Annotated in this window: 21 protein-coding genes; 3 read left to right on the top strand and 18 right to left on the bottom strand. The window is 48.9% G+C overall.

The annotated features are described in order from the left end of the window. Window positions 1-159: 159 nt before the first annotated feature. The 5 genes from rpmE to glpX form a co-directional block, all read right to left on the bottom strand. Window positions 160-357 carry a 50S ribosomal protein L31 gene (gene rpmE, locus skT53_RS13585; protein WP_200757898.1) on the bottom strand — a complete coding sequence of 66 codons (198 nt, stop codon included), beginning with the start codon at window positions 355-357 and terminating at the stop codon, window positions 160-162. A gap of 119 nt (window positions 358-476) precedes the next feature. Then, the gene (modA, locus tag skT53_RS13580; RefSeq protein WP_200757890.1) at window positions 477-1,256 is read right to left on the bottom strand and encodes a molybdate ABC transporter substrate-binding protein; all 780 of its coding nucleotides are present in this window, start codon (window positions 1,254-1,256) and stop codon (window positions 477-479) included. A gap of 181 nt (window positions 1,257-1,437) precedes the next feature. Then, complete coding sequence (locus skT53_RS13575; RefSeq protein ID WP_200757888.1) at window positions 1,438-2,715, bottom strand: radical SAM family protein; 1,278 nt, start codon at window positions 2,713-2,715, stop codon at window positions 1,438-1,440. 207 nt (window positions 2,716-2,922) lie between these two features. Continuing rightward, window positions 2,923-4,191, bottom strand: coding sequence for a transcription termination factor Rho (gene rho / locus skT53_RS13570; protein WP_200757886.1), 1,269 nt, complete (start codon window positions 4,189-4,191; stop codon window positions 2,923-2,925). Between the two features lie 118 nt (window positions 4,192-4,309). Next, the gene (gene glpX, locus skT53_RS13565) at window positions 4,310-5,284 is read right to left on the bottom strand and encodes a class II fructose-bisphosphatase (protein WP_200757884.1); all 975 of its coding nucleotides are present in this window, start codon (window positions 5,282-5,284) and stop codon (window positions 4,310-4,312) included. 151 nt (window positions 5,285-5,435) lie between these two features. Here glpX and skT53_RS13560 point away from each other — a divergent pair, with 151 nt between their 5' ends. The 3 genes from skT53_RS13560 to skT53_RS19240 all read left to right on the top strand — a co-directional run bounded on the left by skT53_RS13560 (window position 5,436) and on the right by skT53_RS19240 (window position 8,894). Next, window positions 5,436-6,944 (top strand): M1 family aminopeptidase, encoded by a 1,509-nt coding sequence (locus skT53_RS13560; protein WP_200757880.1) that lies wholly within the window; start codon window positions 5,436-5,438, stop codon window positions 6,942-6,944. An 81-nt stretch (window positions 6,945-7,025) separates the two neighbouring features. Next, entirely contained in the window at window positions 7,026-8,186 is a 1,161-nt protein-coding gene (locus skT53_RS13555) for an aminotransferase A (RefSeq protein WP_200757878.1), read from the top strand. A 636-nt stretch (window positions 8,187-8,822) separates the two neighbouring features. Beyond that, window positions 8,823-8,894, top strand: a complete 72-nt coding sequence (locus tag skT53_RS19240) for a hypothetical protein (protein ID WP_404828966.1) — start codon at window positions 8,823-8,825, stop codon at window positions 8,892-8,894. Between the two features lie 71 nt (window positions 8,895-8,965). Here skT53_RS19240 and skT53_RS13545 read toward each other — a convergent pair whose 3' ends face one another. The 13 genes from skT53_RS13545 to skT53_RS13485 form a co-directional block, all read right to left on the bottom strand. Continuing rightward, window positions 8,966-10,099: an N-acetyldiaminopimelate deacetylase gene (locus tag skT53_RS13545; protein ID WP_200757876.1), complete on the bottom strand. Its 1,134-nt coding sequence runs from the start codon at window positions 10,097-10,099 to the stop codon at window positions 8,966-8,968. Window positions 10,100-10,180: 81 nt separating this feature from the next. Beyond that, entirely contained in the window at window positions 10,181-10,891 is a 711-nt protein-coding gene (dapD, locus tag skT53_RS13540; RefSeq protein ID WP_200757874.1) for a 2,3,4,5-tetrahydropyridine-2,6-dicarboxylate N-acetyltransferase, read from the bottom strand. A 244-nt stretch (window positions 10,892-11,135) separates the two neighbouring features. Beyond that, on the bottom strand, window positions 11,136-11,780 hold the full coding sequence (fsa, locus tag skT53_RS13535; protein ID WP_200757872.1) for a fructose-6-phosphate aldolase: 645 nt from the start codon (window positions 11,778-11,780) through the stop codon (window positions 11,136-11,138). 27 nt (window positions 11,781-11,807) lie between these two features. Then, window positions 11,808-12,662 (bottom strand): class II fructose-1,6-bisphosphate aldolase, encoded by an 855-nt coding sequence (gene fba, locus skT53_RS13530; RefSeq protein WP_200757870.1) that lies wholly within the window; start codon window positions 12,660-12,662, stop codon window positions 11,808-11,810. Window positions 12,663-12,854: 192 nt separating this feature from the next. Further along, window positions 12,855-13,226 carry a response regulator gene (locus skT53_RS13525; protein ID WP_200757868.1) on the bottom strand — a complete coding sequence of 124 codons (372 nt, stop codon included), beginning with the start codon at window positions 13,224-13,226 and terminating at the stop codon, window positions 12,855-12,857. A 174-nt stretch (window positions 13,227-13,400) separates the two neighbouring features. Continuing rightward, the gene (locus skT53_RS13520) at window positions 13,401-14,996 is read right to left on the bottom strand and encodes a CTP synthase (RefSeq protein ID WP_200757867.1); all 1,596 of its coding nucleotides are present in this window, start codon (window positions 14,994-14,996) and stop codon (window positions 13,401-13,403) included. A gap of 175 nt (window positions 14,997-15,171) precedes the next feature. Next, window positions 15,172-15,696 (bottom strand): DNA-directed RNA polymerase subunit delta, encoded by a 525-nt coding sequence (gene rpoE, locus skT53_RS13515; RefSeq protein WP_200757865.1) that lies wholly within the window; start codon window positions 15,694-15,696, stop codon window positions 15,172-15,174. A gap of 51 nt (window positions 15,697-15,747) precedes the next feature. Next, complete coding sequence (gene meaB / locus skT53_RS13510) at window positions 15,748-16,695, bottom strand: methylmalonyl Co-A mutase-associated GTPase MeaB (protein WP_200757863.1); 948 nt, start codon at window positions 16,693-16,695, stop codon at window positions 15,748-15,750. Window positions 16,696-16,837: 142 nt separating this feature from the next. Then, window positions 16,838-17,986, bottom strand: coding sequence for an acyl-CoA dehydrogenase (locus tag skT53_RS13505; RefSeq protein ID WP_200757861.1), 1,149 nt, complete (start codon window positions 17,984-17,986; stop codon window positions 16,838-16,840). Window positions 17,987-18,020: 34 nt separating this feature from the next. Further along, window positions 18,021-18,803: an enoyl-CoA hydratase-related protein gene (locus skT53_RS13500; protein ID WP_200757859.1), complete on the bottom strand. Its 783-nt coding sequence runs from the start codon at window positions 18,801-18,803 to the stop codon at window positions 18,021-18,023. Between the two features lie 8 nt (window positions 18,804-18,811). Beyond that, window positions 18,812-19,666, bottom strand: coding sequence for a 3-hydroxybutyryl-CoA dehydrogenase (locus tag skT53_RS13495; protein WP_200757857.1), 855 nt, complete (start codon window positions 19,664-19,666; stop codon window positions 18,812-18,814). Between the two features lie 106 nt (window positions 19,667-19,772). After that, a complete protein-coding gene (locus tag skT53_RS13490; protein WP_200757855.1) occupies window positions 19,773-20,951 on the bottom strand; it encodes an acetyl-CoA C-acetyltransferase in 1,179 nt (392 codons plus the stop codon). A gap of 245 nt (window positions 20,952-21,196) precedes the next feature. Further along, entirely contained in the window at window positions 21,197-23,464 is a 2,268-nt protein-coding gene (locus tag skT53_RS13485) for a YcdB/YcdC domain-containing protein (RefSeq protein ID WP_200757854.1), read from the bottom strand. Between the last annotated feature and the right edge of the window lie 78 nt (window positions 23,465-23,542).

The following is a 23,542-nucleotide window of genomic DNA, read 5'->3' as shown; positions in this document are numbered from 1 at the left end:
CTTTACATTCGACAGAATACCCCAAAAACCTCTAAAGAAAACTTGGCTTTCGACAACCCCCTGGCGCAGGCGAACTGCACTCGGAAACGTCCACCAAACAACACAAAAAGACGCTGCACGAAGCAGCGCCCGTACTCGTCAAAATCGCAGTGCACGCGATTAACGATTGTATTTTTTCTTGAATTTGTCCACGCGACCACCAGCATCAACAAACTTCTGTTTGCCGGTAAAGAAAGGATGGCAGTTGGAGCAAATTTCCACACGCAGATTTTCCTTCACAGAACCTGTTTCAAATGTATTGCCGCACGCACAGGTTACTTTTGTCACTTTATAATCCGGATGAATTCCCGTTTTCACTTCATTTCACCTCTTTCCGGCTATAGATGTGGCCATAGCCCTGAATAAATCGTATCGATACACGTCTGTAACAGACACTCGAATATTATATCACCTGACGTATTTCGTTGCAATGGGTGTTATGGATTCACATCAAAAGCGGCCATTTGAAAGCGCGACAACGCATCAGGCGATTGCAGCGATTTCAAGAAATCGTTTGCGACATCTGGCGTTTTGCTTGATTTCAACACCGCCATCGGATACCGGATGGGGTCGTGCAGACGGGGATCCACCTGTAATCCCGAATACACATTATCATCGTCAACCACATCCGATTTGAATACCAGACCGACATCGGCCGCTCTTCCTTCCGCAACATAAGCCAATGCGTTTTTGTCCGTGCTTGCGTACAAGATTTTGCTTTCAATATCTTTCCAGACACCCGCTTTTTCAAGTGACTGTTTGGCGTACAAACCGGCCGGAACTGTCGCCGGGTCGCCGATTGTTATTTTTTTGTATTTCGGATCTTTTAACTGATCCAGATTTTTTAATAACAAATTGCCCTGCGGCACGATAACAACCAGCTGATTTCCCAAAAACCGCTTTACAGCGGACGGCTCTACCAGGTTTTTCCCGACCAGTTGCTGCATTTCGTTTTCGCCCGCCGTAAGAAACAGGTCAAACGAACCCGTTTGCTCGATCTGTTTCACCAGTTCACCGCTCGCCCCCGATGTAAGCTGTACTTTGACACCCGGGTGATTCGATTCATATGTCCATGCCAGATGCCGGACAATCGATTCCAATGAGGAATCGCAAGCCACTGTTATGGTTTTTTGCGGTTGGCTGCTGTTTGCAGTTGCACCGCACCCCACCAGCACAACACATAGAAAACTTACCAGCCAGGCAAGACTTTTTTTCACAGTCTTTCTCCTCCCCTAAAGAAAACTTGGCATTCGCCAAGCCTTTGGCACAGGAAAGCCAAGTTGTCTAACGCATGGATGCGCTGATGCCGACGTTGCGACAAGGATGTCGCGCCTTTAGTCGGCCTTCCTCTATGTCGATAGGATTAAAATATATAAATTCCTATCGACTTGAAACCCCTTACTCGATACGCGATCCAGATCGCACCCGGCGAAACTCCTGCGGCGGCACGTGCGTAAACGATCCGATTCGGGTGTTTGGACATTCTTCCCGAAAAATTTCCATCATTCGTTTCATTCCGAATATCTCTCCCTGCGGCCTCGGAATATGCGCCAGATAATAATCCGGATCAATGTTGAGATTTCTCATCTGAATCAGCCGGACTCCATTTTCATTTATAAAATGGATCATGGCTTCCATCTCTTCTTCCCGATCGGTGACACCCGGGAACACCAGATAGTTGATCGATACGTAAACCCCTTTTCCAGCCGCATAGCGGGCGGAAGCAGCCACATCCTCAACTCCGTAACCGCGCGGTCGGTAGTAGGCGTTGTAATGTTCAGGAATCGCCGAAATGGTAGAAACCCTCATCAAATCAAGACCCGCCTTGACAATTTCTCGGATCATTGGCGTCAAACCGGCATTTGTATTGATATTGATAAATCCTTTGTCTGTAGCAGCTCTTGTTCGCCGAATCGCTTCCGCAATATCGGTTCCCCGCGTCGACGGATCGCCTTCACAGCCCTGTCCGAAAGAAATGATCGCATCGTCGGAAGCGGTCAAATGATTGATCATCAGCTCACTCATTTCCTCCACAGTCGGCTTAAAATTCATACGCACCTGCGGGGAAGGAAACAGGGAGTCTTCCGGTTGTTCCGAAATGCAGCCGACACAGCCGGCGTTGCAAGTCGAAGATACGGGAAGCGCACCTTCCCATCTGCGGAGGAACGTATTTTGCGATGTCAGGCATCCGTATTCAAGAGAACAATGGCTCAAATGCTGATAGATTCGGTTTTCCGGATACGCCTGCAGCATGTCCTGCACTTTCGCTTCCACATCGTGAAAATTCAGCGGATTCCAACGCTCTTTTTCCAGATCGGTCGCATCGGCTGCCACATAAAACCGACCGTCATGCCATACGACCGCTGTATATCCGAATAACGGAAGGGGGTCGGCCCCCTCACGTTTCGTGTAGCCTGGCAGCAAAAGCCTTGTATATCCCTGCGGCAACAGCGCCCCCACCGCAGTTGCCTGTCCTGGCAGAGTGATCATTTTGCCTGTTTCCCGATGGATGCCTGCCGCTTTCGTACCCGGCAGCAAAACAAGCGTCGCCCCTTCTGGCAACGGGATCAATTCCTCTTCATAAATATCGGTCAGCAGATCGCCCGTTCGCCCCAATGGAATCAAGTCGGGATGATCAAAAATCTGCCCGCTTTCGTCCGCATATACCAGATGCATCATGCATCTTCCTTTCTGGTTTGTGTACCTATTACTATACCATATAAAGAAAACTTCGCTTTCGCCAACCCTTGGCGCAGGCAGAAACCAAAGTTGTCTTGCGCATGGATGCGCGACTGCCGACGTCGCTTCGCGGTTACACTCTCCAATCGCAAAGAAAACCGCCAAACTTGGCGGTTTTGCCATATTATTTTTTCCGCGCCACCATTATTTTGCCCGTGAAAGTTCTTTCGACTCTTTCAACCCTTCCAGTGTAGCAAGAAATTCCTGATTGGTTTTGGTGTCTCTTAATTTCCGAATGAACACTTCTGTGAAGTCCCCATTTTCCGACATCGTTTTGCGGAGCGCCCAGATTTTGTCCAGTTCTTCCGGCGTCATCAGCATTTCTTCGCGGCGGGTACCGGAACGGCGAATATCGATAGCGGGGAACACCCGTTTTTCCGCCAATCGACGGTCAAGCATCAATTCCATATTGCCCGTTCCTTTAAATTCTTCGTAAATGACGTCATCCATGCGGGATCCGGTATCGACGAGCGCCGTTGCCAAAATGGTCAACGAGCCGCCTTCTTCAATGTTTCGCGCCGCGCCAAAAAATCGTTTCGGCCGGTGGAAAGCAGCCGGGTCAATCCCGCCGGACAGCGTTCTGCCAGACGGTGGAATCACCAGGTTATAGGCACGCGCCAGACGGGTAATCGAATCAAGCAGGATTACAACATCCCGACCATGCTCAACGAGGCGCATCGCCCGTTCCAACACCAATTCCGCTACTTTGATATGATGTTCAGGGACCTCATCGAAGGTGGATGCCACCACTTCTCCCTTCACGGAACGCTGCATATCGGTCACTTCTTCCGGACGTTCGTCGATTAACAATACAAACAGTTCAACATCAGGGTGGTTGGCAGAAATAGAATTGGCAATCTCTTTCAGGAGTAACGTTTTACCTGCTTTGGGAGGAGCCACAATCAATCCGCGCTGACCCAATCCGACGGGCGAAAGTAAATCAATGATTCGAGTTGAAATCTTATCGGGAGTTGATTCCAACACCAATTTTTTCTGAGGGAAAAGCGGGGTAAGGGCAGGAAAGTGCACTCGTTCCGACGCGGATTGCGGTGTCGTTCCGTTGACCGCTTCCACTTGTAACAATCCGTAATATCTTTCGTTCTCTTTCGGCGGTCGAACCTTTCCGGATACTTTATCACCCGTCCGCAGATCAAATCTTCGAATCTGGGAAGCAGCCACATAAATGTCCTCATTAGAAGGAAGATATCCAATCGGCCTCAGGAATCCGTATCCCTCATGCATGATCTCCAAAATCCCTTCCATAAACATGAGGCCTTCCTTTTCGGTCTGTTTCCGCAGGATCGCAAAGATAAGCTCTTTCTTTTTCAAATTGCCGTAGCCGGGAATTTCATACTCTTTAGCCATTTTATAAAGCTCCGGCAATTTTTTGTTTTCCAATTCTTGAATTAACAAACAGTTCACCTGCAATTCTTTAATATATATTAAAAAATAAATTGCTGCTGGACGTATTTTCTATTATATCATGTTTACCTTGTCTTTCCCATCTTATTCAACGACAGGCCGCAACTTGTCACACGAAAACCAAATGCGGTTTTTTATCCAGCTGATGGCGCGCTTCGACAAATCTTACAGTTCCTGTTTTAGCCCGCATGACAATCGAATGGGTGGTCGCTTGATTGTGCCCCAAAAACCGGACTCCACGCAATAACTCTCCTTCTGTGACGCCTGTCGCCGCGAAAATCGCGTCATCTCCGCGAATCAAGTCTTCCATCAACAAAATTTGCTCCGGGTTCGTCAGCCCCATCTTTCTGCACCGTTCCACCTCTTCCGGTCCGGACGGCTTCAGGCGGCCCTGCAATTCGCCGCCCAAACATTTCAGCGCGGCAGCCGCCAGCACTCCCTCCGGAGCACCTCCCGAGCCAAACAGAATATCGACGCCCGTGTCTTCGAAAGCCGTATTGATTGCTGCCGCCACATCTCCGTCAGAAATCAGCTTGATTCTCGCTCCGGCAGAACGTATCTCTTCAATTATGGGCTGATGGCGGTCCCGGTCCAACAAGATAGCGACAACGTCTTTGATATCTTTCCCATTTGCCTTTGCTACCGCCTGCAGGTTTTCCTTGACGGTGGCGTCCAAGTGTACGTGACCTGCCGCCTTTGGCCCGACTGCTATTTTTTCCATATACATATCTGGCGCATGCAGCATCGTACCGCCGGGCGCTATCGCGACTACTGTAATGGCATTCCAAAGTCCCTTGGCCACGATGTTGGTTCCCTCCAACGGGTCCACCGCGACATCCACCTTAAAACTGTCGTTGCCTGCTTGTCCCAGTTTTTCCCCTATGTAAAGCATCGGCGCTTCATCCATTTCGCCTTCGCCGATCACAACCGTCCCATCCATGTTTACAGATTCAAAAACGGCCCGCATCGCGGTAGTAGCTGCCTGATCTGCCTCGTTTTTCTTGCCGAGACCCATCCATCTTGCAGACGCCAATGCGGCTGCTTCAGTTACACGCACAATTTCTAGCGCAAGTTCACGTTCCAATCCAAATCCCCCCGCTGCATTTCTTCGCTTCAGTATACCACATCTTTGTGCAAACTGTTGGATGAACCAAATCGCGAATTTCGGCAGGAATCGACAACATTTTGTGGAAATATTTTTAAGTTACTTAAAGAATCGGAAAGGAGGGACCACCTTGTTCAGCAGCAAGAAGCAACTTTTTTTTTACCAACTGATTTTGTCTTTTTTCGCAACTGCCATTATTCTAGGCATTTTCTTGCGGCCTGCGCAAGGATGGATTGCCTACCTCCAGTCGCAATGGAACCACTGGCAGTCATCCTCCCTATTCGTATCCAATCAAGCTGTAACCGATGCACACGTAAAGTATCAAATTGATGCGGATCTTGACACTGCAAACTCGCTGATTACGGGGACAGCAGTCGTCGCCATCCCTTCCGTTCCAACTGACAACCTGATGTTTTACCTGTTTCCCTCCACATATAAACCGATTGCGATTGAACAGGTGCAGTTAAATGGAAAAACGGTTCCATTTAACGCAAATGCATATCAATTAACGATTCCGCTTGGTGGACAAAAAAAATCGGTTCAGGTCAAAATCCACTTTTCCACCCCCATTCCGGCAGCCGGGACACGACTTGGAGAAACACAGGGAGTCTGGTCTTTGACCTATTGGTATCCGATTTTGGCCGTTTGGCAAAACGGAAACTGGATACCGCGGCCGCACCCCTATCCATTCGGCGATCCGTTCCTGATGGATTTGGCCGATTATCAAGTACGGTTAAAATACCCGTCTCATTTTAAGTGGTATACAAGCGGTACACTCGTCTCCGCTGAATCGCAAGGCAATCAATCATTTTCTGAATGGAAAGCGGACCGCATCCGCAACTTTGCTTTAATTGGCGGAACCGGGTGGCATGAAACCTCTTGGCAAACGTCAGAAGGCGTCAAGGTCGCGGTAGCTGTCCGCAATGAATCGAACCTGCAGAAACTGAAGACGATTGTGGATAATGCGGTCAAAACCTATACGATCCGTTTCGGCAACGATGCGTATCCGTCTTTGTCCGTGCTGGAGATGCCAACCGGTACGACATTCGCGCATGAATATCCGAATTTGGCATTGTTTTCCGACGATATATGGAATTGGAAAAATGGGGAACATTGGATCGCTCACGAAATTGCGCATGCCTGGTGGTTTTCGTCTGTCGGCACCTACAAGGCATTAAACCCCTGGCTGGATGAAGGGTTAGCTGATTATTCGGCGCTTCTGTATACGGAACGAACAGACGGTGCCGCTGCCTATCGTCAAATGATCGCCGACGATTGGGCCCTTTTTCGCGATGGTAAAAGTTACGCGCCCAATCGCTACGGAACTCCTGTGCAGGTAACCGGTCAACCGGCCGACCAGCCTTATATGAATTTCACGAACGAGACGACCTACTATTATCTGATGTATCTGCGGCCTGTTCTGATGTATCATGATCTCCGCAGCGTGCTGGGCGATCAGAAATTTTTCAATTTTTTGCAGCAGTTTTATTTGAAAAATCGGCTCCGCACCGTGAACCGTCAAAACCTGGAGCAAGCGCTGACCGATGTCGACCCGAATGCTCTCCCACTGCTTCGCCTTTGGCTGGATACACCAAACGAGCAGGTGATTGCACAAGTTCGGGGACGGTTTGAAAAGTAACCGGCGCCAATCCGGCTTTTTCGGGCGTCAAACCTATAGTACAATAAAATCCTGAACGTTTTGCGAAAGCAGGTAATCAGTATGGAACATCTCCTCAACAAACGAGTGAAAGACATCCAGATTTCCGGAATCCGGAAATTCTCAAATCTGGTGGCGAATTATCAGGATGCGATTTCCCTGACCATTGGACAGCCTGATTTTTACACGCCGGAACATATTAAAACTGCGGGCAAACAGGCGATTGATGCGAATCGGACGGTTTACACAGCGAACGCAGGCTTGTTGGAATTGCGACAGGCAGCCGCCGATTTTGTAAAGAAAAAATACGACCTGATCTACCAACCGGACACCGAAGTGATTGTCACAGCGGGTGCCAGTGAAGCGATCGATATTACATTTCGTACGATTCTGGAAGAAGGATGTGAAGTACTTTTACCGGGGCCTGTATACCCTGGTTATGAGCCCATCATCCGGCTGTGCGGCGCCGTTCCTGTTTATCTGGACACGACCCAAAACGGGTTTAAAGTGAATCGTCAAATGATTGCGCAAAACATTACAGAGCGGACCCGCTGCATTGTGTTGCCCTACCCGTCCAATCCGACCGGCTGCATTTTGAACCGTGCGGAGTTGGCGGAGATTGCGGAACTGCTGCAAGACAAAGAGATATTCATCGTTTCCGATGAGATTTACAGCGAGTTGATCTATGACAGTGAGCATATTTCCATCGCGTCTTTTCCAGGTATGCGGGATAAAACGATCGTTATTAACGGATTGTCCAAATCCCACTCGATGACGGGCTGGCGAATCGGTTTCACGTTTGCTCCCGCTTACATCTCTCAGCAAATGGTAAAAGTGCACCAATATAACGTTACCTGTGCCAGCACGATCAGCCAGTATGCTGCACTCGAAGCGTTGACAAACGGAATCGACGATGCATCGCTGATGCGAGAAGAATATCAGATCCGCCGCGACTATGTATATGATCGGCTGCAGACGATCGGACTGCCGGTGGTGAAACCGCAGGGCGCTTTTTATATTTTTCCATCGATTCAGCCGCTTGGATTATCCTCATTCGAATTTGCCGTCAAACTGTTGGATGAACAGCGGCTCGCAGTTGTTCCCGGCGACGCCTTCTCCCCTCTCGGGGAAGGCTACATCCGTATTTCCTACGCGTATGCAATGGACGTTTTGAAGGAAGGGCTTGACCGGCTGGAGCGGTTTGTTGGGGGAACTGTTAATTGAGCAGGAGGGGGTGACTAGCCCCCGACCTCTCACCACCGTAGGTACCGTTCGGTTTAGGGCGGTTCATATTGTGCATCGAAGCTCATCAAACTTTTCGACTAAGCTGACCAACCCTTGGTTTTCCATTCTTTTTCCGATGGTTAATGCGGTAAGGTCTCCTTTTTCATCTCACATTTATTTGTGGTACGATAAAGTTACTCTTATGTAGTTGACTGGAATGAAGCAGAGCTCACTAATTGGGATTGGAGAGGGCTCCTTTACCATCCATTCGGGTTTATAGATAACTACAAACATTTGTTTCTACCACGGTAAAATTATTAAAAAGCAGCCCTTTGGCTGCTTCGTTTTATATGTACAGGCGGGAGGAGCCCACACTCCAATGAGTGCTGCCACGAGAAAAGGAGCTCATCGCTCAGACGTGACCTGCCGTGCCACTATTAAAATATAACCTGTAAAATATGCACGTATTCATATTTTTATTCGACAATATTCGACAATCCCGATTAGATGCCTTTAAGAAGAATTATATTACGAACAAACGTTCCTGTCTAGTGCTTTTGTTTCACTTTATTCAGAAGAAACTGTTTCGATAACGCCTGTATTGAATCCTTCTTTTCACACCTAAAGACAGAGAGTATTTATATTCAGAACCCTCAGAGTCTAGGAGCACTTGAGCAGGTGGTGGAGAACTACAATCAGTCACTATAACCCTATCGCTTACAAAAAATGGAACAGGTTTATCACCAAACCCCAACACGGCATGCCTCTTTTCCAATCTGTTAGCGATTGTTCGATTTCCACTCTATGAACCGGCAAATCAGATCGATTGCAAGATCGATCGCCTGTTCGTTTGGTTCAATTTTGGCGTGATGCAGCCCGTAGGGCGTATCGACACCCAACCAGAACATAAACCCGGGAATTTCCTCCAGAAAGTAACCGAAATCTTCTCCTGTCATCGCTTCCCTGCATTCGATCAGATTGTATTTCCCCTCTGATCTTACCCAGTTCATAAATTCGCTTGTCAATTGTTCGTTATTATATACTTGGCAATAATTCGAGCCGTAGTCAATCTCCGCTTTGCAGACAAACCCCGCTTCAATTCCCTGAATGACCGATTCAATGCGCGACTTTATTTTTTGCATGGATTCAATCGACAAAGTCCGAATCGTTCCTTCCAGACGGGCTTTATCCGCTATAATGTTTTGCCTGGTGCCGCTCTCAATCCGTCCGATTGTAATAACTGCGGAGTCAAGCGGATCGACGTTGCGCGCCACGATCGACTGCAATTGTGTGACCAAATGGGCGGCTGCTACCACCATATCATTTGCCAAATGCGGAAAAGCAGCATGCCCGCCGGTGCCTGTCAAATCGATAAACAACTCCGACGTATTGGCAAACAGAATCCCCGGACGTGTGGCTATGGTACCCACCGGATATTCAGGTGCAATATGCAATGCAAATATGATATCCGGCCGCCATTTTGCAAATTCTTCACTTTCCAGCATCGGCTTTGCCCCACCCGGCCCTTCTTCCGCCGGTTGGAACACGACAATTACATCATCGTCAATCGGATTTCCAACAAAATAGGTGACAATGCCGAGCCCAATCGTCATATGCAAATCATGCCCGCAAGCGTGCATAAAGCCCGGGTGTTGCGAGCGGAATTCGTATGAGGTGTCTTCTTCGATCGGCAGCCCATCCATATCAGCGCGCCAGCCGATTTTTTTCACGGGATTGCGTCCCTTAATCTTGACGAGAATCCCAGTCCGCCATGTTTTGATTTCCAATCGTTCCTGCGGAAGCGAAGCCAAATAATCGAGCAAAAACTTTTGTGTCTTAAATTCCTGAAAGCCGGGCTCTGGAATCTGGTGCAACTGCCGCCGGATTTGGATAAAAGGATGCGCGGTTGCCATTCAAACAACCCCCTCTATTTGAATTGCAAGGCCGCCCCTTTGGGAACGGCCGCACTTCACAAGATTTTGTCTGGTTTGGTTTTATAACTGACGAAGTTCCTGCTTAATCTCCGTTTTGGACTTTGTCTTGTCGTCAATCTGTTTAATAATGCGGGCAGGGATGCCTGCGACAACCACATTTTCAGGCACATCGTCAACCACTACAGCACCGGCTGCGACGACCGAACCTTTACCCACGCGCACCCCTTCCAGGATCACCGCGTTTGCGCCTACCACCACATCATCTTCGATTACAACCGGTTTGGCAGACGGCGGTTCCACCACACCTGCGATCACAGAGCCAGCCCCAATATGGCAGTTTTTCCCGATTGTGCCGCGGCCGCCGACCACTACATTCATATCAATCATGGTGCCTTCTCCAATAACCGCCCCGATGTTAATCGAAGCCCCCATCATAATTACCGCATTGTTCCCAATCGAAACCTGATCGCGGATAATGGCGCCCGGCTCAATCCGTGCATGAATGTTTTTGATATCAAGCAGTGGAATAGCGGAATTCCGCCGGTCATTTTCCACCACATAGTCCTCGATTTTATCTTTGTTGGCTTCCAATGTGGGTTGTATGTCTTTCCATTCGCCAAACAGTACACCGGTATTGCCGGAAATAAACGTTTTTGTCCCGGCGCCAAAATCGATTCCCGCCAAATCGCCTTTTATGTATACTTTAACCGGAGTTTTCTTTTCGCTTGTACGGATAAATTCAATAATCTGATTTGCATCCATCATTTCCATTCTTTTTCCTCCTTGTAAACTTGTACTTATTATAACAAAGGCTTCTGCCGAAGCATATAAAGAAAACCTGGCTTCGCCAAGCTTAAGCGCCGGCGAACCTTAGGTTGACTTGCGCATGGATGCGCTGATGCCGACACGGATGTCGCGCTTTTAGTCGGCCTTCCTCTATACTATCGCACGCTTCAAAGTTATACTTTCCGATAGTGCTAAAAAAAGCACCCACCAGCGGCAGGTGCTTTTCGGATTACGAATTCATTTTGCCCCAGTCAGCCAGAAAACGCTCAATTCCTTGATCGGTCAATGGATGTTTAATCATGCGCTCGATCACCCCATACGGACAGGTTGCAATATGAGCACCTGACAACGCCGCTTGCGTGACATGCACCGGATGTCTTACAGATGCGGCAATAATTTCCGTATCGATATCGTGAATATTAAAAATTTCTGAGATGTCGCGAATCAACTCCATCCCATCCTGCGAAATATCATCCAACCGACCTATAAACGGGGACACAAAGGTAGCGCCTGCCCGCGCTGCCAGCAGCGCTTGGTTTGCCGAAAAAACCAGCGTCACGTTGGTTTTGATTCCCTTGGCCGCAAACTGTTTTACCGCTTTCAGCCCTTCGGCCGTCATTGGAACTTTAACAGTAATATTTTCGTGCAGTTGGGCAAATCGCAGCCCTTCTTCCACCATTCCTTTCGCATCAAGCGAAATGACTTCGGCGGAAACCGGTCCATCCACAATTGCCAATATTTCTTTCAACACCTGAACAAAATCGCGTCCTTCTTTGGCCACGAGGCTTGGGTTCGTCGTTACACCTGACACAATTCCCATTTCATTGGCCAATCGAATTTCCTCGACATTTGCTGTGTCGATAAAAAATTTCATCTGTTTGTCCCCTTTGCGAAAGGATGGCTACGCTCGGTTATTGGAACCGAATAAACGGATTTTCTCACGAACGGTTGCTTTAATCGCTTCTCTTGCGGGACCCAAATATTTGCGAGGATCATACAATTTCGCGTCTTTCTCAAGCAGTTCCCGGACTTTGGCCGTAAATGCAACCTGATTTTCCGTGTTCACATTGATCTTGGAAACACCAAGTGAAATCGCTTTGCGAATATCTTCATCCGGAATACCCGATCCGCCATGCAGCACAAGCGGAACTCCGGTCAGATCGCGAATCGTCTGCAAACGTTCAAAGTCCAGCTCCGGGTTCCCTTTATACATGCCATGCGCAGATCCAATGGCAGGCGCCAATGCGTCAATTCCGGTTTCCTTCACCAAGCGGACCGCTTCGTCCGGCCGCGCCAATGTGGCGTCCCGATCGTCAACCGCTATATCATCTTCCACACCGCCAATTCGGCCAAGCTCCCCTTCCACTTCAATACCGATCGCATGGCAGGCATCGACCACTTGCTTTGTTTTTGCAATGTTTTCTTCCAGCGGATAATGGGAAGCGTCAATCATAATTGAAGAAAATCCGGCTCGGATACACTTCAGAACCACTTCATAAGAAGAACCGTGATCCAGATGCAGAATAACCGGCACACTTGCCTTTTCGGCGGCCGCTTTAGCCATTGCCACCGTGTACTCGATGTTCATGTATTTCATTGCGCCTTCGGAAATTCCCAAAATCACAGGCGAACGTTCTTCCTCCGCCGTTTCCATGATGGCTTGCAGAAACTCGAGATTGTTCACATTAAACTGGCCAACCGCATAACCGTTTTTTAACCCGTCTGTCAACACTTGTTTAAACGAGGCGAACGCCATTATGTACTCCCTCCAACTTCACGTTATTCCTTGAATCATGCTAACAGGTTTATTAATATTTGGCAACTCTACCGATCACATTTTGCAACCTGCTTTTTTACATTCCCCATCGGTTTATAAACTATGCCCATCATAGCAAAGAGAGCTTCGATCCCCCATCGGGAATGAAGCCCCTCATATCAGCATCGACCCTTATACTTCCTGCGGTGTCAGTTGATAGCTGACTGTCTTCTTCAACTCATCAATATCAAACGGTTTCGTAAAATGGGTTAATGCTCCCAAAGCCATCGCTTCTTTGATTAAGTCGAGCTCCCCGTAAGCGGTCATCATAATCACTTTCAATTCCGCTTCCGTTTTCCGGATATGGCGCAAAATTTCCAATCCATCCATTCCGGGGATTTTCATGTCCAGCAATACCAGATCCGGCTTGTAATCTTTTACAATTTGCAATGCGGTTTGACCGTTCGGTGCTTGATGGACTTCATAGCCCTCTTTTTCAAGGACCTCGTTCAACAACATCCGGATACCATATTGATCATCCACAATCAGAATTTTCTTTGCCATCGTAATATCCCCCCGAATCGTTGCCCCAATTGCTATTCTTTACCAACATATTCGATTTGCCCTGGTAAAATCCTTTTTTCGCCTTTTGTCTAGTTATGTCGAATTGTCTGTTAATTCCTCGAATTCAAAGAAAAAACCCGCATATACAGCGGGAATTCGTTGATTACAAAGCAACTAACGTGAATGTGCCAGTGCTGCCTGGATAAAATCCCGGAACAACGGCTGCGGACGGTTCGGACGAGAAGTGAATTCGGGGTGGAATTGAGAGGCGACAAACCAAGGATGGTCGGCCACTTCTACAATTTCTACCAGTCTGCCATCGGGCGATGTGCCGGATATTACCAGACCTGCTTTTGTCAGTTTGTCCCGGAAATCATTGTTGAACTCGTACCGATGACGGTGCCGTTCTTCAATTGTTTCCGTTTGATAAGCTGCATGCGCTTTCGAACCTGGTTCCAACTTGCACGGGTAGGATCCGAGACGCATTGTGCCGCCTTTGTCCTCAATATTTTTCTGTTCCGGCAACAAATCAATTACCGGGTAGTCGGTCAACTCGTTAATTTCCGAAGAGTTTGCACCCTCTAATCCGACTGCATGTCTTGCAAATTCGACGACCGCTATCTGCATGCCTAAACAAATACCCAAATACGGAATTTTATTTTCACGCGCATACTTGGCAGCCGTGATTTTGCCTTCAATTCCCCGATCGCCAAAACCGCCCGGCACGAGGACTCCATCACAACCCGCCAACAACTGCTTCACATTGTCCGGCGTGACATCCTCCGAATGAATCCATTCGATTTCCACCTGTGAATCATTTGCGTAACCGGCGTGATAGAGTGCTTCTGCAACTGAAATATAAGCATCGCGCAGAGCCACATATTTGCCCACCAAGCCGATTTTTACTTTATGTCTCAGGTTTTTCACATGATGAGCCAACTGCTTCCATTCGGTCATTTCCGCAGGCGGACAATCCAGACCGAGATGTTTCACTACAATTTCATCCAGTCCCTGCTCTTGGAACATCAGCGGCACGTCGTACAATGATTCCGCGTCGCGTGATTCAATCACCGCTTCCGGGTCTGTATCGCAAAACAGCGCGATTTTCCGTTTCACATCCATTGATAACGGGCGCTCGGTCCGGCAAATGATTACATGCGGGGTAATCCCGATACTGCGAAGTTCCTTCACCGAGTGTTGCGTCGGTTTCGTTTTGATTTCACCCGCTTTCCCCAAGTAGGGAATCAGAGTGACGTGAAGATACATCACGTTATTGCGGCCTACATCCGTTTTCATCTGGCGAATGGCTTCCAGAAAAGGCAAACTTTCAATATCGCCAACTGTTCCGCCGATCTCGGTAATCACCACATCAGCCGTTTCGCCAGCCAAAAAAATTCGTTCTTTGATTTCATTGGTAATATGCGGAATTACCTGTACGGTGCCGCCCAGGTAATCGCCGCGCCGTTCTTTTTGAATCACCGACCAGTAAACTTTGCCGGTCGTTACATTGTTGTTTTTGGAGAGATTGATATCAATAAACCGTTCATAGTGACCAAGATCCAAATCGGTTTCCGCACCGTCCTCCGTCACGAAAACCTCGCCGTGCTGGTATGGGCTCATCGTACCCGGATCGACGTTAATGTACGGGTCGAATTTTTGTATGGTCACACGCAGTCCACGGTTTTTTAACAACCGTCCCAACGACGCTGCCGTAATTCCTTTGCCAAGGGAAGATACTACTCCGCCCGTTACAAATATATATTTCGCCATACCAATTGCCCCCAAACATATCTGTATTGCATGAACGGTCGAAACAAAAAAAAATAAAAAGCCGAATGAACAGATTGTTCAAGCAAAAATCGGCTTTTTAGGTTTTCGCCCCTCTGCTGTTCCCCAGCCATCTTATCTCGGGGAAAAAGAGGTTGTCAAGTGACGCAAAGACGGGTCAAAACTCCTCTTCCTCATCTTCCGGCTGTTCTTCGTCTTCCGGTTCTGCGTCGTCATATTCATCGTCAACTTCTTCATCGATTTCTTCCACATCGTCGAACACGTCTTCGTCATCCACCAACTCGATCTCATCGACATCCACTTCATCAAGCTCTTCTTCCAAATACAATTCTTCATCTTCGTCTTCAAACAGGTCATCATCATCTTTACGAATGAACCGCTTGCCGTCTCCAACAGTTTTCTCAAGCGTCTTATCAACCGGATACCAACGTTTCAACCCCCAACTGTTATCTCCTAAACAGAGAAACCGTCCATCCACATTGACTTCTGTATACAAAATCGCAATCGACGCTTTAATCTCTTCTTCTGACATCTGCCGATACTTAGCGACTTCTTGCATGATTTCACGATAGTGAAGCGGTTTATTTGTTTCTTTGAGAATCGCGTATGCAAGATCAACGAGCGAATTTTCTCTCGCTTCTTCTACGCTCAGATTTGAGAGCGTAATTACTTCTTCCGCCATTCAAGTACACTCCTCACGTCTCTATCACACGATTTCACCGAACATTGGAAATTAATCACAATTAGACGTATTATACCATTCGAGGATTAGATCTGCAACTTGATAGGGATTCTTCTCTCCTGCTTCCACTTCTGTCAAAATCTGCTGCCAAGATGGATTCTTTTCTATCCAGTGACGGATCCGGGATTGAACCCGATCTTCAATGATGCCAACGATCTCATCCTGCCTCCGCTGTTTACGGCGCTTCTCCCAAAGTCCGTTTTCTTGCAAAAAGGTCCGGTGCTGGCAGCATGCCTCCCACATTGCCTGAAAACTGGCAGGTTGACTGACGGTTGTTTTTAAAACGGGCGGACGCCAATCGAAATCATGAATAAAATCGAGCATATTGTTGATTTCCCGTTCCGTTTTGTCAGCTCCAGGGAGATCCGCTTTATTGATCACAAACAGGTCGGCGATTTCCATAATGCCCGCTTTCATCGTTTGAATGTGATCGCCCGCCGACGGATTCAAAACGACAGTGGTTGTATCCGCTACATTCATAATGTCAAGTTCCGATTGCCCTACTCCGACCGTTTCAATCAGAATAACATCAATACCATACGCGTCCAATACCCGCGTTGCCTCCTTGGTCGCTTTCGCCAACCCGCCCAAACTTCCTCTTGTCCCCATGGAACGAATAAAAACACCTGGATCCAGCGCATGGTCGTTCATTCGCACACGATCGCCCAGAATCGCGCCACCTGTGAAAGGAGATGTCGGGTCAACTGCAATCACCCCGATTTTTAATCCCTGTTTACGCAGCAAAAACAACAGTTGATCGGTCAATGTGCTTTTGCCTGCCCCAGGCGGACCTGTAATCCCGATCAAATACGCGTTTCCCGTGTGTTTGTGGAGTTCCTGCAACAATTCGTCTTTTTCTGTTGCATCGTTTTCGATCAGCGTGATCGCACGGGCCACCGCCCGCCGATCCCCTTTCAAAATCCGCTCTGTCAGTTCCATCCGCTCACCCGTTTCCCATGGAATTCTTCTCCCTTTCGCACGTTCCCCCTCCGTAATGGCAATTCGGATGCAGGTGCTCGCAAGGAGCCTCGCATCCGAATAGACCAGCAGGATTGTTCAAGTGCGCGACAGGTCGTGCGCCTTATTCTTTTAACAAGTAACCGGATACCACCACACGCTGGATTTCGTTCGTACCCTCGTAAATTTGCGTGATTTTCGCATCCCGCATAAACCGTTCAATCGGATATTCCCTTGTGTATCCATATCCGCCAAATATTTGCACCGCTTCCGTCGTTACGTCCATAGCGATATCGCCAGCAAACAACTTCGCCATCGCGGACGCCTTGCCATAAGGAAGCCCGTTGCTTTCCAACCATGCGGCCTGATAGGTCAGCAGCCTTGCCGCTTCGATCTGGGTCGCCATATCGGCCAATTTAAACTGAATCGCCTGGAAGGTCGAAATCGATTTGCCGAATTGTTCCCGCTGTTTCGCATAATCGAGCGCCAGATCCAGCGCCCCTTGCGCAATACCTAGCCCCTGTGCGGCAATTCCGTTACGTCCGCCGTCAAGGGTCATCATCGCCACTTTAAAACCGAACCCTTCGTCACCTAAGCGGTTTTCTACCGGCACCTTGCAGTTGTCAAAAATAATCTCGGTGGTCGGCGACGATTTAATCCCCATTTTCTTTTCCTTTTTCCCCACCTGGAACCCCGGAAAATCCTTTTCCACGATAAACGCCGTGATGCCGCGCGTCTTTTGCGAACGGTCGGTAGCAGCAAACACCACATATATGTCTGCTTCACCGCCGTTTGTGATAAAAATCTTCGAGCCGTTCAGGATATAATGTTTGCCGTCTTCAGAGAGTACAGCGGTTGTTCGCATGCCGCCCGCGTCCGAACCGGAACCTGGTTCCGTCAGGCAGTAAGCGCCTATTTTTCTGCCTTCTGCCAATGGCCGCAAATATTTCTGCTTCTGTTCTTCCGTTCCGAATTTGTAGATCGGCCAGCTTGCAAGCGAAATGTGAGCAGAAAGCGTAACTCCAATCGACGAATCGATACGGGACAACTCTTCAATCGCAATCACATACGATACAAAATCCAGCCCGGCGCCGCCGTATTCTTCCGGCCAAGGGATGCCGGTCAAACCGATTTTTGCCATCTTATCAAAAATGGAACGGTCAAACCGCTCTTCCTCATCCCGCAGAGCGGCAGTCGGCTGCACTTCCTTAATCGCAAAATCGCGGACGAGTTTGCGGATTTCTTCTTGTTCGGGCGTCAATTGAAAGTTCATATTTTCCGACTCCTTATCTCGATATATCGGTCAATTATTTTTTTCGGAAAGATGCCGGCCGCTTCTCAACGAATGCGGACATTCCCTCTAAACGGTCTTCCGTTCCGAATAACGTGCCGAATACTTCCGATTCTAACGCAAGCGCCCGGTCAAGGTCTACATTCATCCCTTCATTTACCAGTTTTTTGCTGAATTGCACGGCATAAGGCGCTTTTGAGAGCATCTTTTTCGCCATTTCCTTCGCCTTGTCCAACAATTGATCCGCTTCCACAACATGATTCACCAACCCGATCTGAGCAGCCCGCTCCGCCGAAATCATATCGGCCGTCATCAGCAACTCCTTTGCAATGCCGACTCCCACCAGCCGTGGCAGCCGCTGTGTACCGCCGAACCCGGCGACAATCCCCAAATTCACTTCCGGTTGGCCAAATTTTGCATTCGGGCTGGCCAGACGAATATCGCAAGCCATCGCCAATTCACAGCCGCCGCCCAACGCAAATCCGTTCACAGCAGCAATGACCGGCTGTGGCAAGCGTTCGATTTTGGTAAATATGGCATTGCCCAACTGCGAAAATGCTCTTGCTTCAAGCGGCGTCTTGCCCTTCATTTCGGCAATGTCGGCACCCGCCACAAACGCCTTGTCCCCCGCTCCGGTGATAATCACCGCTTCTATCGAATCGTCTTTCCCGACAGTGTCCACCAGCTGTGACAATTCACCCAGCAAAGCGGAATTAAGCGCGTTTAACGCTTTGGGCCGGTTCAATGTGACAATCGCAATTTTGTCTTCGACTGCAAAAATCAGATTTTCGTAGTTCATTCTTATCCCTACCCCTCGTATACATAGAATCCTCGTCCCGTTTTCTTCCCTAACCAACCGGCTTTCACATATTTGCGAAGCAGCGGACAGGGGCGATATTTGGGATCGCCCAATCCTTCGTACAGCACTTCCATAATCGATAAACAAGTATCCAACCCGATAAAATCAGCCAATGTCAAAGGTCCCATCGGGTGGTTCATGCCCAGTTTCATCACTTCATCAATCGCCTCTTTGCTTGCCACCCCTTCGTAAAGGCAATAGATCGCTTCATTTATCATCGGCAACAGGACCCGGTTCGAGACAAATCCCGGAAAATCATTCACTTCAACAGGCGTCTTGCCCATTTTTTTGGCAAGCGCATCCACTGTCTGGTAGGTCTCGTTCGATGTAGCCAGGCCGCGAATCACCTCTACCAGCTTCATCACCGGCACCGGATTGAAGAAATGCATGCCAATTACCTGTTCCGGCCGCTTCGTAACGGCTGCTATTTCCGTGATGGGAAGCGAAGATGTATTGGTCGCTAAAATCGCACCTTGCGGCGCATATGTATCCAGTTTGCGAAACAGTTCGCTCTTTACTTCCATGTTTTCGACAGCCGCTTCCACGACAAATTGCACATCTTTGGCATCCGCAAGGTCGGTGGACGGTTGAATACGGGCCAAGATCGCCTGCTTTTCGTCTTCCGTTTTACGGCCTTTTTCCACGTCACGGGAAAGGTTTTTGTTGATTACGCCGATTCCACGTTGAACATATTCTGCCTTAATGTCATTCAGCACCACCTGCAGACCGGCTTGCGCGGCAACCTGCGCGATGCCTCCGCCCATTTGGCCTGCGCCGATGATTAATATTTTTTCGATATTCATAGCTACCTCCTATTTTTCGTTTCGAATTGGACAAGCGATTGCCGTCGTATAAGTATCCAGAATCCGGTAATCGGCAAAAAATCGAAAAGGGTCGGTTTCCGCCATCCTACTCTACACGGAGCAGAATGGCATCGCCCTGTGCGGCTCCGGAACAGATGGCCGCAATTCCTAATCCGCCACCGCGCCGCCGCAGTTCATGGATCAGGGATCCGATGATGCGGGCGCCGCTTGCCCCAATAGGATGCCCAAAAGCGATGGCGCCTCCGTTCACGTTTACAATCTCCTCATTCCACCCGACAATTTTTCCCGATGTCAGCGTAACGGCCGCAAACGCTTCATTCACTTCAAACAAGTGGATGTCAGATAGTTTATACCCTGTTTTCTGCAGTAATTTTTGAATGGCCAGCCCTGGAGTTGTCGCAATGTAGGGTGCTTCTGCGGCCACCTCGGCATGACCGAGGATCGCAGCCAGCGGTTTCTTCCCTTCCGCCGCTGCCCGATCATGTGACATGAGAACCAACGCAGCCGCACCATCGTTGACCCCCGGTGCATTTCCTGCTGTAACGGTTCCTTCTTCCAGATATAAGGCAGGCAATGCGGCCAATTTTTCCAACGATGAGTCGGGGCGAGGCGCCTCATCACAATCGACTGTCATCGTTCCTTTTTTGCCGCAAACTTCAACAGGCACTATTTCATCTGTCAAAATTCCGCTTTGTAAGGCAGCTACCGCTCTTTGATGGGAACGCAACGCCCATTCATCCTGTGCCGCCCGATCAATCCCGTATTCGGCTGCTACCAGCGACCCGTGCACCGCCATCGGGACATTATGGAATGCGCAGCGCAATCCATCATAGGTCATTAAATCGATCAGCGCCGAATCTCCCATCCGCATCCCCCAACGTGCCTGCGGAATCGCATAGGGAGCGTTCGACATCGATTCCATGCCACCTGCTATAATCACATCTGCATCACCTGTCCGGATGATCTGGTCGGCAAGCGTGACGGCACGCATACCTGACGCGCAAACTTTGTTGATGGTTTCCGTTGGAACTTCCCAAGGCAGCCCTGCTTTGATAGCAGCTTGTCTGGAGGGGATCTGACCCGCTCCTCCTTGCAGCACCATTCCCATAATCAGTTCTTCCACTTGACCGGCAGATATCTGAGCCCGCTCCATTGCACCGCGAATCGCAATGGCACCCAATTCAACCGCTGGCAACGCGCTCAACGCCCCTCCCAACCTACCGAACGGCGTTCGCGCCGTGCCGACAATTACCGTTTGCCGCACGACAATCCCCCCTGTGACACAGCCATCATAAATACAAGTTTCTGTTAATACATATACCGCAATATGCGAAATTTTGCGAACAGAATTTTGCGTTAATAATTAAAGAAACCTTTGCTTTCGCCAAGCCTTTGGCGCAGGCGGAAGCAAAGGTTCACTTAGGTCGACAGGATAACATATATCAATTCCTATCGATCAAAAAAACTCCCGCCCCCAAAAGCAGGAACGAGAGTCGTTTTAAAAATGAATCAGTAATTAACAGGACCTCTGTTCGGCATCTGTTCGAGCACTCGCATCATCACAACGGCCGCCTGTGCTTTTGTCACAGGATCTTTCGGATGGAAAAGTCCATCGGACCCTGTTAAAATGTGAAGTCCGCTGACAATGGCAATATCCCCCACATACTTGCCATCTTCCGACACAGATACATCTTGGTAAGGATTCTGGAAAATGCCCGTTGCATCTGAAAGCTTGCCGTATCCTAACACCGCTGTCGCGAGATCCGCCAATTCTTCGCGGGTGATTATATCGTCAGGTCGGAAATTATCCGTTTTCTGATCAATCCACTTTCGAAAATAGGCTTCTCTAATATAGTCAAAATTAGGATCAGTTTGCGGCACGTCCTGCATCGCCGCACTTTTTTGCGCACCCGCCATCAACGGGCGGTCCGTTGCCAGAATCATATATTTGATCATATCTCCGCGTGTTACCGGATCATCCGGCTTAAGCTTGCCGTCCACCGTTTTAAAAATGCCCCGATTTAAGAAATATTGCAATTCTTTTTCCGCCCAATTCCCTTTAATGTCTTCCGCTTCTGCCTGCTGCGGCACCGGTTCGCCCCAAACCGACACCCATTCCCCCGTTATCGCATTTACCGATTGTGAGCCTTCAAGCCCGAACGGTGCATAAACCAGTTTGATTTTCGGAGAATTGCCGGGCGCATACGGCGGTACGCCGGATTTAAAGGGAGTATTGGCGTGTTCATACACGGGAATAAATTGCAGCTGCAACCGGCTTTTCTCCATGTACTTCGCTGCTGCCGACGCCAAATCGATCGCTGGTTGGGGCGATGGGAACCTGATCTTCTCGTTCCAACCCCAACCTATGTTGAAATTCCGAATTTCTCCCGTATTGGCGTCAACTGTAACGTTGAACGACAAGTCCTGGAAGGGAATTCCATTCACCAATTGGACAAATTGGACGTAATATTCCGGTCTGTCCGCAGATGAACTGGCAGATGTGAACGCCACCCGATTTGTAAGTGTGGGAACCGCATTTTTCACAAAATCAACGGCACGTTCTACCGCCTTGTCTTTGGAAACTGCGGGGTCTTTCGGAAATCCCTCCGGTGCTTTTTGATCCGCTTGGTAGATATAATACTCCATCAGTTCGCCTGTAGCGGCATTTATCGTCACGTTTACGTTTTTAATGGTCAGGTAGTCCTGCGGGTTCCCTTTTTGGTAGGAAAACCGCCAAACAGGAGCGCTGTTTTCATTGTTTTCATAGGAAGAATTTTGCAGTGTGTATCCATCTAACGCTAAATGATAGTCTGCCAGCAACTGTAACGCTTTTTCTTTGCTGATCGGACCGGCAGCTTTTGCCGTTCCGGGCTGATCCGTCAACGGCTTGTATTCCGCTTTAGGACTATCCGTAACCGGATTTCCATCCGGCCCCAGCACGCCCCCGCTAACCGCATCGATTACAGGCAAGCTTGCCGGTGCAAAAGAGGGACCGACGGGACTGTATACCAAATAGGCTTCATCGATTGATTTTTGATACGGAGTCCGTTTGGGGATGTATTGCAGATGCAGATTTAACGCAGTTTCAAACTTTTTGCCAGCCTCTTGCATAGGCAGGGGTCGATCTACCGCCGGAAACTGCACTTCATCCGACCAGTTGCGGTAATAGGCTCGCAGCTCTCCTTTTCCGTTTACCGTAATCGTTATGGAATCGTTTGGATATGCCACCTGCCCTGCATTTCCGGCGTTTACCATCCGTACGAAGCGAAATTGGTGCATCATTTGGCTTCCGTAAGGTTGCTTTCCCTTATACTGCGCTTCCATTGGCTGCTCCTGCACCTGTCCGGATTTATCGGGCGCAAATTGTTCCAGGTATTTCTTGGCAATGACTCCTGCTTGATCGCGCGAAATCGGACTTACAATCTGCTCATCATCTTGGCTAAAAATGTTAGCATCGAGCAGCACACCTGTTTTAGCATCAATCGCCGCCGTGATGTTTCCCCGGTCAAACGAATTGACCGGACCATAGTTGATTCGCCAGGCGCTGCGCGGAACAGACGCCACTCCATTGCCTTTGTCTTCATATAAAGACGCGTTTTTCAGTTCATATCCATCCGGTATGGCAAGCATTTGTTTCAGTTTTTCGACAGCCTGTTCCTGTGTGAGAACCGTTACTGCCGCCACTGTTGGTTCGGCCGCCAACGCGGCATAAGGGACCGACGCCAACAAGAGTCCGGACACCAAAGAGAGTACGGCCACACGTTTTCTGTTCCCCATTTTTTCTCCTCGCTTCCCAAATTGATCATAGGCGGGATGACCACCCGGTCCCGCTGTTAAACACCCTACTTATTTAGA

The organism is Effusibacillus dendaii (assembly GCF_015097055.1).
Lineage (GTDB): Bacteria > Bacillota > Bacilli > Tumebacillales > Effusibacillaceae > Effusibacillus > Effusibacillus dendaii.
Note: the sequence above shows the minus strand (reverse complement) of the source record. Positions and strands in the feature narration are given on the sequence as shown.